Below are 11,513 nucleotides of genomic sequence, written 5' to 3'. Positions count from 1 at the left end.
GACTCTGAAGGCTGATCATCACTACCTTCGGCAAGAGCAAATTATTCTCTAAAATAGAGATAGGTAAAAGCGTAAGATTACCGAAAATTTAACTGTGACAACATCTGCTGAGATATTACCACTGGTTAAAGATCCAGAGCGTTTAGAAAGTCGATTAGCTGAAATCCCGCCGGAACCAGGAGTTTATTTTATGCGGGATGGCAGCGATCGCATTATATATATAGGTAAGTCACGGAAATTGCGATCGCGTGTCCGTTCTTATTTCCGAGAAGGTTACACTAAAAGCGAACGTATCGCCACAATGGCGAGACAGGTAGCAGAAATTGAATTCATTGTTACAGATACAGAAGCTGAAGCATTGGCTTTGGAGGCCAACTTAATCAAGCAGCACCAGCCATACTTTAATGTGCTGCTCAAAGATGATAAAAAATATCCCTATGTCTGCATCACATGGTCAGAAGATTATCCGCGCATCTTCATCACTCGCAAACGTCAACTAGGCAAAGAAAAAGATAAGTTCTACGGGCCTTATACAGATACAGGTTTATTACGCGAAATCTTACGCATTAGTAAGCGCATCTTTGCTTTGCGACAACGACCACAACCACTCTTCAAAGACCGTCCCTGTTTGAACTATGATATGGGGCGTTGTCCTGGTGTCTGTCAACAATTGATTTCACCAGAAGAATACCGTAAAACTGTGCAGAAAGTAGCGATGGTATTCCAAGGTAGAACTCAGGAATTGATTGACATTTTGACAGAACAAATGCACAAAGCTGCTGAGGCGCTGAACTTTGAATCAGCGGCGCGGATACGTGATCAAATTTCTGGCTTAAAATCTCTGACGGCAGATCAAAAAGTATCTTTACCAGATGATACAGTTTCACGGGATGCGATCGCTTTAGCAGCAGATTCTCAACACGCCTGTATTCAATTATTCCAAATTCGCGCTGGACAATTAGTCGGACGTTTGGCGTTTGTCGCTGATGCACACGCCGAACCAGGAGCGATTTTACAACGCGTTTTGGAAGAACATTACCAAACTGCGGATGCGGTGGAAATTCCCGCCGAGATTTTGGTACAGCACGAGTTACCCGATACGGAAATATTGGCGGATGTTTTAACTCAGCGTAAGGGAAGAAAAGTAACGATTTTAGCTCCTCAGCGCCAAACTAAAGCAGAATTAATTGAGATGGTAGAGCGAAATGCCCAATACGAATTACAAAGAATGCAAAAATTGGGCGATCGCAATACTCAAGCCATGCAAGATTTAGCTGATATTCTCGATTTACCTGAGTTACCCCACCGCATTGAAGGTTACGACATCTCCCATATTCAAGGTTCCAATGCTGTCGCTTCCCAAGTCGTATTTATTGATGGTTTACCTGGGAAGCAACATTATCGTCATTACAAAATCAAAAATCCCGCAGTCACCATCGGACACTCTGATGATTTTGCCAGTTTAGCCGAAGTCATTCAACGGCGTTTTCGCAAATATAGTGAAGATTCACAACTACAACGCGCGGGAAATCCTGACTGGCCGGATTTAATTATGATTGACGGCGGTAAAGGACAATTATCTTCAGTCGTGGCTGTGTTGCAAGAAATGAACTTGTTAGAAGACTTGCGGGTTGTCAGTTTGGCGAAACAGCGCGAGGAGATTTTCTTACCAGGAGAATCACTACCTTTGCAGACTGATGCAGAACAACCAGGAGTACAATTATTGCGACGGTTACGGGATGAAGCCCATCGCTTTGCTGTGAGTTTCCATCGCCAACAACGTAGTGATAAACTAAGGCGATCGCGTTTAGATGAAATCCCCGGATTAGGACATCATCGCCAAAAGCAACTCTTAGGGCATTTTCGCTCAGTTGATTATATTCGCCAAGCTACACCTGCACAACTAGCCGAAGTTTCAGGAATCGGCCCACGACTAGCGCAGGAAATTTACGATTACTTTCATCCCTCATGAAAAAGCTGCAATTCTTTTATGCTTCATTCATTAATTTGTCTAAAATCTCATTCCATTTTTCTTTATGTATTTTTTGTAGTTCATTATCTAATTCTATCAACTGAGAATATCCCTCAATAAAATCAGTGATGGACTCGATTAACCTTAAATAGTATTTAATTGTCGGAATAATTCCATTCAGAATTACCTGACAACCATGTTCAGATGCAATTTCTTTAATCAAGCTATTAATTTGTTCTGATTCTGATACTTTAATATCTTTTGAAGCAAAAATGTAATATCTTTTGGCATTGTATTTAATAATTTTTTCTTTAGCACGATAAACAATGTGTAAAGTTATTTCTTGACCATGTTTTACTTCTATAGCTTCAACAAGATGATTATTTTGATCAAATATTTCAATGTCTCCAGCAGTTCTAGAAGTTCTGTCAGAAGCTGTATGACTGCCTAATTCTCTGAGCCTACATAAACTATACCTGGATACTTCTCTAACTAAGATTTGATATATAGCATATAGAGCAATAACAGGTAATTTTGAACCACCAAGAGTTTTATATTTATAGTTAAAATGCTCATCTAAAGCATAAATTACACTTTTTATATTTAACTTTTCAGGATTTGTTAATTTAATAATTTCAACTATATTTTTATCCTTATTTAGATTGAGCAATTTAAGCAGTAATTTTAATACATATTCTGCTTTCTCAGGATTATGCTGTACAAAATCAAGAATATTGAGAAATGCTTTTTTTAAAGACTTAGGAGTTATTCTGCCTTCATATTGTAATGTATAAGGATAGGGTAGTTCTAAAGTACGAGTTAACCAACCAGATTGCTTCATTGTAGGTAAGCCTAACTCTGTTAATGTAGGAGTGATAAAATCCTCATCTATCCTCCTTCCTGCAAAACCATTTGGCAGTTCAGCTTTGTGATATCTAATATCCTGAGATGGGTGTAAAATTTTATGTACTAGAAGAGTAATTAGTACAGTATAAACTGCCTTTCTTTCAAAGCATTTTTTAGCAACTTCCGCAATATAATTTTGATATTCTTCAGGTAATTGAACTTGATCAAGTTCAAATTCAGATATATTTTGATAAATTTCTAGAAGCTTTTCTCTGTGATTCATTATCAAAAGGGGAGTTCTAGTTGAATAGGTCGCTCAACACGCGAATTTTTATGATTACTAATTATTTCAGCCTCCGTTCCTAAATAGCAAAAAAATTGTTTTTTTATTTGATTAGCCAGTTCATACATTACTGGTATAGCAACGGAATTGCCTATTTGCTTATAACACTCTCCTAAATTAGGATGAATTTCAAAACTATTAGGGAAACCCATAATTCTATAACACTCTCTAATAGTTAATTTACGAACTGCTTTTTCTTCAGGTATATAAATAAAAAATCTACCTGAAGTCTCTTGAGATGGTATGGTTGGATGTACACCTTTAATAGAATATATTCTATTAGGCTGATGATGAACTCTAGATAAATGTTCTGTGTTTGGTCTAATACCTGTTTTCCAAATATTTTTATTACGATAACCTACAAAAATTAAACCAGACGCTTGTTGTTTTGGGTTTTCTATCATTGTGTAGTCTTGAGGATTTAGATATTCAAAATCTCCTGAAGTACACAAAAATTCTTTTAAAGTAGGAAACGGATAAGTTTTTCTGAGAAGACCAAAATCAAATTTTCTATTTTTTGTAGCAACAAATACTACTCTTTCTCTATTTTGTGGGAGTCCAAAATCTTTAGAGTTAAGTATTTCATAATTTACTACATAACCTATATCTTCTAAAGAATATAATATAGTTTCTAATGTTTTTCCTTGATCGTGGTGTAATATATGCTTAACGTTTTCAAGCACAACAATAGGTGGATTAATATGTTCAATAATTTCGCAAATATGAAAGAATAAAGTACCTCTAGTATCTTGAAAACCTTTTCTTCTGCCGCAAATACTAAAAGGTTGGCAAGGAAAGCCAGCTGTCAAAACATCAAAGTAGGGTAAGTTTTTTATATCGATTTTCCTAATATCATGTGCTGGCATCTCTCCAAAATTATTAAAGTAAACTTGTCGGCAAGCCTCATTAATTTCACAGGAGAAAACACATTCATATTCAGCTTTTTCAAAAGCTAATCTAAAACCTCCTATTCCTGCAAATAAATCAGCAAATTTTAGTTTTACTTCCTCCATACAAATTATTAAAATACTGTTCTAAACATCTGAGTCAAGTATTATAACATAACATATTTTTGAAATTATTTAAGACTTAACTATAGAGACGTAGCAATATAAGACATCTATAAAAAAGGAACGGCATTACTAAATTAATACCGTTCCCTAACTAAAATTAGTATTTATTTAATCTAACGAGCCATACCATGAGCGGAAGCAGCATCAATTGGCTTCATCAAGTACAACTTCAAGAACTGCCAACCATTAGAAATGTATAATGGCAGCTTCTGGAAGAATTGTAAGAATTTGGGAGTGTTAGAGTTAGCGATCGCACTCAATTTTTCGTTATTCTTGACGCATAAATCTAGGCGATCGTAAAACTCTGGATTGTCAACATCCAGCATCACAGGGAAGACTCGACCTGCGGTTTCATTGGTTTTCTTGATGACGTAGATATCGTATTCACGTGCATCTAAACCAATTGAGGCGTAAAAGTCTTTGCGCTGGAGGTCATTGAGATACATTGTCACAAACACTGACAACAAAAAGAACCGACTCCACAGTTTTGCTTTCCATTCATTCAGCATTTGTGGCTGTGCTCTCATGATGGCATCAAAGAAATCACCATGACGGTTTTCATCCTGACACCAGTTTTCAAAGAACCGGAAAATTGGATAAATTCGGTCTTCGGGATGCGCTTCTAGATGACGGTAAATGGTGATATAACGCCAGTAACCGATTTTTTCGGAAAGATAGGTGGCGTAGAAAATGAATTTTGGTTTAAAGAAGGTATAATTGCGGCTCTTTGTCAAAAACCCTAAGTCCAGAGACAAATTAAAGTCTGACATCGCTTTGTTCAAAAAGCCAGCGTGACGTGCTTCATCCCGTGACATTAGGTTGAAACACTCTGCTAGGACGGGGCTTTTATCTTTTAAGCGGCGGCCTAATTCCTTGTACAGCAAGAAGCCAGAAAATTCTGCTGTACAAGAACGCTCTAAAAATTCAATGAACAACTGGCGAGTTTCCCCGTCGATGTGATCCCAGGATTGTTCAAACTCGGCATCCCGAACGAAGTGATGGCGGTTATAGTCAGCGCGGAACTCTTCTAAGATGGCTTTTAACTCATCTTCGTTTACAGAGATGTCCATCCGCGCCATCTCATCAAAATCGGTAGTATAAAACCGTGGTGTTAATAAGGTTTCTTTTGCCGGGACTTTAATCCCTGGCCGTATTTCTTCAAAGCCTGGTTTTTTGAGGGAATCTACCATGTCTTGATTGCCACGAGTGTCTTTATTATCTTGATTGCGCCAAAGAGCCAATGGTAATGCTCTCATAAGGCACAGCAAAGGACAATAATTAATTTGTATAAATTTCAGTCTACCAAGGTGCAGCGGTAAACTGGTAGAGGAAACGTTAAGAGTTGCAACAATACTTCAAGCTTTGTGGAACTGAACGACGGGAATAGGTAGTCATCTCAAAAAGGGCTGGCGTAATAAATCAAGACTTTTATGTAATCTAGCTTTTGGTGATGCTGAGATCATCCGAAACACCGTTAGCACAGATTATCTTAAAAAAGAAGCCCAAATCTGAGGGGATAAAAGCACGATGAATCCTGAAAACAATCAGCATAAAGACCGTTTGTTTGTCTCTTACATTTTGAGTGCAGGATTATTTTTTGGCTTTGGGGGGCTGCATCGCCTATACAATGGCAAGATAGGGACAGGTATATTATGGTTGTTAACTGGGGGTGTTTTTGGCATTGGACAGTTCGTTGATCTGTTCGTCATACCGAATATGGTGGATGAATATGAACAGAAGCTCCGGCTGAAAGCTGGGTTAACTCCTTTGGGTGTACCGTTAAATCAACCTATAGTTGCTACCCAAGTAAATCGCTCAACTGGCAACCAACTCATGGTAGAACTAATTAAAGCCGCAGAAAGCCGAGGCGGTAGTATCACTGTGACGCAAGCTGTGAAAGCAACAGGAGCCAGCTTTGTAGAAGTAGAAACTGTTTTTAAAGAAATGCTGAAATCAGGATACGTGAAAATAGATAACGACCCCATCACTGGAGCCGTCACGTACCATTTCTACGAACTCAATTAATTCCTACCTAACCATTTCTGGCTGTTCAAGCGCCGCACTAAGCCAAATACTAATAAGTCAAGAGTAGTTTTTCGTTCGTCAATTAAGAAGGACTCAAGAGTACTGGTTTTTTTGCCTTCGTTGCAGGAAAAACCTTTTTGCCCTTGAATATCTTCATCGGGGAAATACACGTTAAATTGACGCTGACCATTTTGCCAACTGCCGATAACTTGCCAGTATTCTTCATTTGAGGATAAGCCAGCGATTGGCAGCTTTTGTTTAGCAAAAGACAATTGTAAATCTTTCACACCTTCTTCAGTGATCGCCTTTTGCAAAGCAGGTATGTATTCTTGCTGGATAAACTCTACAAATGGCTTATCTTCAACGGCTGGGGCTTTCTCTTTTTTGGCTGCTTTAGCGGCGGCTGGTTTTTCTTCTCCATCTGCGGCTTTAGCGGCTGGTTTTTCTCGCTTAGGAGGTGCATCAGCTGTTGTCGCCGCGTTCGGGTTAGTTTTTGGGTTAGCTGCTTTGGGGTCTGGTGCGTTGGCAGTAGGTATATCTGTGGCTACTGGTTCGCTGGTGCTGGGGGCGTGTGCTTCAGCGACAGTGGGAGCTTGTTTGTCAACAGTGCTGGGAGCTACTTCTCCCGCTTGATTGTGATTGGTTTCGTCTGCCATTGCTCAGGTCAATCCTTTATCTAGCTTTGGGAGCGATCGCTCACCTTTGTGTACTAATTTATCTTGATTTTGACATACAACAGCTAGTTGATAGTCAAGAGTTAATAGTCCATAGTCAAAAGTCAATGGTTAATAGTTAAAACTCTTATATTTTGAGGATAAAATTTTCTGGTACTAGTTTAGGCGATCGCTTCCTGAATATCTCTGACTAACTCATCCATTCTTGCTTTGGTTGTACTCCAAGAACACATAAAACGTACTCCTCCTACACCAATAAATGTATAAAATTGCCAGTTTTTTTCTTTTAATTTTTTAATTACTCTCTCTGGTAGTTTTGCAAATACAGCATTAGCTTCGCGCGGAAACATAATTTCCACACCATTGATTTGTAGTAACTTATTCTCTAAATATTCTGCACATTGGTTAGCATATCGAGCATTTTTCAACCACGCGCCTGTTTCTAACAAACCTAACCAAGGCGCAGAAATAAACCGCATTTTAGAAGCTAATTGTCCTGCTTGCTTACAGCGATAATCAAAATCTTCTGCTAAAGCTTTATTAAAGAAAATAATTGCTTCCCCTAAAGCCATACCATTTTTTGTCCCACAAAAACACAACACATCTACACCACTTTTCCAAGTCATTTCTGCGGGGCTTTTATTCATGGCTGCAACAGCATTAGCAAACCGAGCGCCGTCCATGTGAATTTTTAATTTATATTTATGAGCAATTTCTTTAATTTCCAGAAGTTCTTTAATAGAATATACAGTTCCTGATTCCGTTGCTTGTGTAATACTAATAACTTTAGGTTTAGGAAAATGAATATCTGTACGCTTGGTGACAATGGCTTCTATACTTTGGGCTGTTAGTTTGCCATTTTCCCCCGAAGCCAGGAGCAGTTTAGAACCATTAGAAGCAAATTCCGGCGCACCACATTCATCTGTTTCTATATGCGCTGTCTCATGACAAATTACACTATGATATGACTGACATAATGCTGCTAAAGATAAAGAATTAGCTGCTGTTCCATTAAAGGTAAAAAATACCTCACAATCAATTTCAAATAATTCCCGAAAATAGTCCGCTGCTTTTTGAGTCCATTCATCGTTACCATAAGCTGGCGCACTACCAAGGTTTGCTTGAAGCATGTACTCCAGCGCTTCTGGACAAATACCAGAGTAATTATCACTAGCAAACTGTTCTGCATTAATACTCATATTATTCATGGGAAACATCATCGCTACCGAATGGTAATTGATCAACCGAATCTCATCTGATTTTAGTTCGCACTTAGCTATTACGCCTTTAAATCTGTTGATTGTTAAGCGTCAACAATATTCAACAATAGACTTCTTGCAGAAGTGTGGAAAAGTTACTTTTGCAAGAGGTCTAATCAACAAGAAAAAAGCTCCAAAACAAAATCCACCAAATCATTGTTTGGTGGATTTGTTGGTTGTATTTAGTGGATCCGAGCAGAGTCGAACTGCTGTCCAAATTGGGTATTGACCCCCCGCTCATTCACAGGTTTAGCCTTTCTGACCCTCAAGGCGGGAATCGTTCATTATCCCGAACGTAGGATGCTCTGATTTAATCTTAGCTAACAAGCCAATCAGAGAACGCTTGTTAGAGCATCCGTTGGGGGTTGGTCTCTAATCCTTAACGGAGTCAAACTAGAGACGCTCGAACCTATAAGAGGCGTTTTAGGCAGCTACTAGAGCTTCCCGACGAGCAAATTTTACGATGTTATTCGCATTTACTTTTTTTTGAGCCTGATATTTACGAGAGAAGACTCACTCTCGACCTGAGTCACAGAGTAGCGTTCGCCAACCTGTCGAAACCGTTACGGACCCATGACCTCTACACTTTTATTATAGATCTTTGTGATGGAAATGTGTTACAAGATGACAAAGAAATATTAAACTCTCATTCTGTACCTTAACTGTCATGAGTCAGACTACAGGCGGAGTTCGCTGGGTAATTCAAGATGTTGCAGCGTTACCTGATAACGAATGAATGCGTTATGAAATTACTGATGGAGAATTGTTTGTGATGCGATCGCTCCACTTAACCAACTATGATGCTTTGTAAACTGGCGATCGCACTTTCCTGCATTATGTAGATGATCACAAACCATCTCCCATACTGTAGCCGAGTCAATCATTCGTCCTCTGACTCTTCAAAGAGACTTGGGATGTCTCTTGCCCCATGTAGAATACGAATGATTTCAATACCTTGGTTTATGGGACGGGAAAAAATTAGATAATTTCCTACTGGAAAACTTCGCAGATTAGGTACTAAGGAGTCAAGAAGCTATCCCACTAATAAAATCCGGTTAATCCAGATATGAATTGTGGCTAAAGAAAGAAAAGCGTTGAAGCAGTCCGAAATTCGCTCCCATCGCACAACGAGACGGCGATATTTTCTTTGATACCAAGCGAAACAACGCTCTTGTTGAAAACGTGGAACTGAAATTTTAATTGGTCTGCCTCGTTTTTCTTGGTCTTCCAAGTACGCTTACTCAGATCTTGCACCTAGCTGGATAAACACGTAAAAAGTATATAAAAAGTGCAAAATATTACAGTAGCTAAAGAAACATGGTTAAGTATAACCTGTAGTGATATAGACTAAATAGCTAAGTACTAATACATATACGATTACAAGTTACTAGCAAGGGTGACAATCAACATAAAATAGTTAGGTTTGCCTTTAATACCCAAAATATGTGATAAAACTCACTTCTTGCACCTGGAAAACTGGATGTCAAAACCATGACTACGTGCAAGGGGAGTTAGCCGTTCAATGTCAAGTAAAAGAAAATACATGACTATATGCGGAAAAATAGAATCAAGGGCAGTTTGTGCAGCTTGTCCCCAGTTAGGTGGTGACGCTGGCTGAATATGGAGATGAGTCCAGTGAGCAATCAGGAAGGCAGTCAGAGAAAGAATCAGCCAGCGATACATACCCAGCAGAGTTCCTTACCCAAAGCGATGTAAGCCAAAACGATGCTTGGCAGTTTTAAACCAACCTTCAATCTGCCAACGACGCTTACCCCACCATTGAAGAGTAACTTGTAATTGTATATGTATTAGTACTTGGTTATTTAGCCTATATCACTACAGGTTATACTTAACCATGTTTCTTTAGCTACTGTAATATTTTGCACTTTTTATATACTTTTTACGTGTTTATCCAGCTAGGTGCAAGATCTGAGTTAACGCTTATATCCACAAATACATTTAATCTTCACTCGACTTATACTCTAGCCCTTCACCTTCACCGGGGACTATTTTTTGAGCAGTGCCATTCAGGATTTCTGCCCACATTTCATCAAAGGTAATACCCCGCTTCTTAGCTAAATATTCCACCCTTTCTCTAATTAACTTGTCTCGCTCCTGAAGTTTGGCACATAAAAGAGATTGCGCCTGGGCAACCTTAGTTCGACCATTTACCCAAGCATCCACAGTCAGCACATCATTGTAATACTCACCAAGTGCCGGAATCGCTAACCTTTCATCCTTTCTGGGCATTTCATCCTTTCTGGGGTTTGATTCTACTGCATTCATATTGCTACTTTAAGTGACTCTATTTTTCCAAATCTGCCCCAGAATTGGCACAAAAAAGGAATATCAAAATTTATTGTCCCAAATTTGTAGCAAATTTGGGACAAAAAAGCCCACTTTTGATAGGATGCAGAAGTACATAAAAAGCTGCTTCAGTTGGAGAACCAAAGCCATTAAAATATGCTTAAATTCAAGTCAAAAATTGTTGCTATAGGAACAAGTTTGGTTCTGTGTGGGACTGCTTTACCAAATCACCCAGTTAACGCGAATCCTGCGGTACTTGCACCCGCCGCTTTTTGTGCAGGCACGGCTGGGGTAGGATGTGTACTGGTTGGAGTTGCTATTGTAGGTGGCACTGCTTACTATATCTGGCGTTCTAGGGACGGGAAGCATTATGCAGCAGACGCAAATGGACAGATCAACAATTCCTTTAGATTGGTTGGTACAGCAAAGCCTTTGCAGAGTAGAGCTATATCTGGGATAGAGGCTGCAAAATTAGGAGATGCTCACTGGGCTAATACTTTTACTGACTGTTATAAGATTGCCAAAAAGATAGGTAAAACACTAAAAAGACAACACCCAGCCGTTGGTGGTGGATACTGGTGTATTTTTCCTGGAGAACAAACAAGTTTTGGAGACAACAGATGAACTTACAAGAATTAGAACAATTCAACGAGTTGAGAGGCGACACCCTTTTAACATCTATCCAGACTTTTCCTAGTTTCAATGCACCAGGATATGAACTTACGGGTGGAATGGAGGTTTGTAGTGGAGTTGATGATGCAATTGCTGAGATTGAGACTATTGTGTGGACTGCTGGTTACAAAAACAATCCTGAACATGAATGGAAGCTGGTTAGCTATGAGGTGTTTGTACCTCAAAAAATGGTTTTAGTTGGTAATGGCAATATGCCCTCGTGTGAAACTGCTCCAGTGCATAGTGCTGTCATCTACTGCTATTACAGTCCGATAAAACCAGAAGTAATTAACCAGTTGATTCAACAAAATCAACCTTGGGTTATAGGTAATGAATAATCTT

At 39.0% G+C, this 11,513-nt stretch carries 15 protein-coding genes and 1 other RNA gene; 5 read left to right on the top strand and 11 right to left on the bottom strand.

Annotated features, from left to right (window positions below):
• The first annotated feature begins 94 nt into the window (after window positions 1-94).
• A complete protein-coding gene (gene uvrC / locus ACMX3D_RS17605) occupies window positions 95-1,972 on the top strand; it encodes an excinuclease ABC subunit UvrC (protein ID WP_482747168.1) in 1,878 nt (625 codons plus the stop codon).
• Between the two features lie 16 nt (window positions 1,973-1,988).
• On the opposite strand, the gene ACMX3D_RS17600 is transcribed toward uvrC, so the two are convergent.
• The 3 genes from ACMX3D_RS17600 to acsF form a co-directional block, all read right to left on the bottom strand.
• The gene (locus ACMX3D_RS17600) at window positions 1,989-3,101 is read right to left on the bottom strand and encodes a hypothetical protein (protein ID WP_482747167.1); all 1,113 of its coding nucleotides are present in this window, start codon (window positions 3,099-3,101) and stop codon (window positions 1,989-1,991) included.
• Between the two features lie 2 nt (window positions 3,102-3,103).
• Window positions 3,104-4,174: a DNA cytosine methyltransferase gene (locus ACMX3D_RS17595; protein WP_482747166.1), complete on the bottom strand. Its 1,071-nt coding sequence runs from the start codon at window positions 4,172-4,174 to the stop codon at window positions 3,104-3,106.
• Between the two features lie 173 nt (window positions 4,175-4,347).
• A complete protein-coding gene (gene acsF, locus ACMX3D_RS17590) occupies window positions 4,348-5,424 on the bottom strand; it encodes a magnesium-protoporphyrin IX monomethyl ester (oxidative) cyclase (RefSeq protein ID WP_482752370.1) in 1,077 nt (358 codons plus the stop codon).
• Window positions 5,425-5,761: 337 nt separating this feature from the next.
• Here acsF and ACMX3D_RS17585 point away from each other — a divergent pair, with 337 nt between their 5' ends.
• Entirely contained in the window at window positions 5,762-6,259 is a 498-nt protein-coding gene (locus ACMX3D_RS17585; protein ID WP_482747165.1) for a TM2 domain-containing protein, read from the top strand.
• On the opposite strand, the gene ACMX3D_RS17580 is transcribed toward ACMX3D_RS17585, so the two are convergent.
• From ACMX3D_RS17580 to ACMX3D_RS17550, 7 genes are all read right to left on the bottom strand, one after another.
• On the bottom strand, window positions 6,256-6,915 hold the full coding sequence (locus ACMX3D_RS17580; protein WP_482747164.1) for a DUF2996 domain-containing protein: 660 nt from the start codon (window positions 6,913-6,915) through the stop codon (window positions 6,256-6,258). The two genes, ACMX3D_RS17585 and ACMX3D_RS17580, sit on opposite strands and share 4 nt — an antisense overlap.
• 3 nt (window positions 6,916-6,918) lie before the next feature.
• Window positions 6,919-7,041, bottom strand: coding sequence for a hypothetical protein (locus tag ACMX3D_RS17575; RefSeq protein ID WP_482747163.1), 123 nt, complete (start codon window positions 7,039-7,041; stop codon window positions 6,919-6,921).
• A 53-nt stretch (window positions 7,042-7,094) separates the two neighbouring features.
• Window positions 7,095-8,132 (bottom strand): threonine aldolase family protein, encoded by a 1,038-nt coding sequence (locus tag ACMX3D_RS17570; protein ID WP_482747162.1) that lies wholly within the window; start codon window positions 8,130-8,132, stop codon window positions 7,095-7,097.
• 243 nt (window positions 8,133-8,375) lie between these two features.
• Window positions 8,376-8,765: a transfer-messenger RNA gene (gene ssrA / locus ACMX3D_RS17565) on the bottom strand.
• Between the two features lie 176 nt (window positions 8,766-8,941).
• A complete protein-coding gene (locus ACMX3D_RS17560) occupies window positions 8,942-9,076 on the bottom strand; it encodes a hypothetical protein (protein WP_482747161.1) in 135 nt (44 codons plus the stop codon).
• On the bottom strand, window positions 9,073-9,201 hold the full coding sequence (locus ACMX3D_RS17555) for a type II toxin-antitoxin system RelE/ParE family toxin (protein ID WP_482752369.1): 129 nt from the start codon (window positions 9,199-9,201) through the stop codon (window positions 9,073-9,075). Before ACMX3D_RS17555 ends, ACMX3D_RS17560 begins: the two co-directional genes overlap by 4 nt.
• Window positions 9,202-9,225: 24 nt before the next feature.
• A complete protein-coding gene (locus ACMX3D_RS17550) occupies window positions 9,226-9,423 on the bottom strand; it encodes a hypothetical protein (protein ID WP_482747160.1) in 198 nt (65 codons plus the stop codon).
• A gap of 373 nt (window positions 9,424-9,796) precedes the next feature.
• Here ACMX3D_RS17550 and ACMX3D_RS17545 point away from each other — a divergent pair, with 373 nt between their 5' ends.
• Window positions 9,797-9,934, top strand: coding sequence for a hypothetical protein (locus tag ACMX3D_RS17545; RefSeq protein WP_482747159.1), 138 nt, complete (start codon window positions 9,797-9,799; stop codon window positions 9,932-9,934).
• Window positions 9,935-10,151: 217 nt separating this feature from the next.
• Here the strand turns inward: ACMX3D_RS17545 and ACMX3D_RS17540 are convergent, their stop codons facing one another.
• A complete protein-coding gene (locus ACMX3D_RS17540; RefSeq protein ID WP_482747158.1) occupies window positions 10,152-10,478 on the bottom strand; it encodes a hypothetical protein in 327 nt (108 codons plus the stop codon).
• A gap of 177 nt (window positions 10,479-10,655) precedes the next feature.
• Between ACMX3D_RS17540 and ACMX3D_RS17535 the strand changes: the two genes are divergently transcribed.
• On the top strand, window positions 10,656-11,123 hold the full coding sequence (locus ACMX3D_RS17535) for a hypothetical protein (protein ID WP_482747157.1): 468 nt from the start codon (window positions 10,656-10,658) through the stop codon (window positions 11,121-11,123).
• On the top strand, window positions 11,120-11,509 hold the full coding sequence (locus tag ACMX3D_RS17530) for a hypothetical protein (RefSeq protein WP_482747156.1): 390 nt from the start codon (window positions 11,120-11,122) through the stop codon (window positions 11,507-11,509). Before ACMX3D_RS17535 ends, ACMX3D_RS17530 begins: the two co-directional genes overlap by 4 nt.
• Window positions 11,510-11,513 lie beyond the last annotated feature (4 nt).

Source organism: Anabaena sp. TISTR 8404 (assembly GCF_056847745.1).
Note: the sequence above shows the minus strand (reverse complement) of the source record. Positions and strands in the feature narration are given on the sequence as shown.

What these genes read in the sequence shown, in the direction of transcription:
- ACMX3D_RS17535 (WP_482747157.1), top strand. Translation starts at nt 10,656, where the DNA reads ATGCTTAAATTCAAGTCAAAAATTGTTGCTATAGGAACAAGTTTGGTT.
- ACMX3D_RS17570 (WP_482747162.1), bottom strand. Translation starts at nt 8,132, where the DNA reads ATGAGTATTAATGCAGAACAGTTTGCTAGTGATAATTACTCTGGTATT.
- ACMX3D_RS17560 (WP_482747161.1), bottom strand. Translation starts at nt 9,076, where the DNA reads ATGATTGACTCGGCTACAGTATGGGAGATGGTTTGTGATCATCTACAT.
- ACMX3D_RS17595 (WP_482747166.1), bottom strand. Translation starts at nt 4,174, where the DNA reads ATGGAGGAAGTAAAACTAAAATTTGCTGATTTATTTGCAGGAATAGGA.
- ACMX3D_RS17585 (WP_482747165.1), top strand. Translation starts at nt 5,762, where the DNA reads ATGAATCCTGAAAACAATCAGCATAAAGACCGTTTGTTTGTCTCTTAC.
- ACMX3D_RS17580 (WP_482747164.1), bottom strand. Translation starts at nt 6,915, where the DNA reads ATGGCAGACGAAACCAATCACAATCAAGCGGGAGAAGTAGCTCCCAGC.
- ACMX3D_RS17600 (WP_482747167.1), bottom strand. Translation starts at nt 3,101, where the DNA reads ATGAATCACAGAGAAAAGCTTCTAGAAATTTATCAAAATATATCTGAA.
- acsF (WP_482752370.1), bottom strand. Translation starts at nt 5,424, where the DNA reads ATGGTAGATTCCCTCAAAAAACCAGGCTTTGAAGAAATACGGCCAGGG.
- ACMX3D_RS17530 (WP_482747156.1), top strand. Translation starts at nt 11,120, where the DNA reads ATGAACTTACAAGAATTAGAACAATTCAACGAGTTGAGAGGCGACACC.
- ACMX3D_RS17540 (WP_482747158.1), bottom strand. Translation starts at nt 10,478, where the DNA reads ATGAATGCAGTAGAATCAAACCCCAGAAAGGATGAAATGCCCAGAAAG.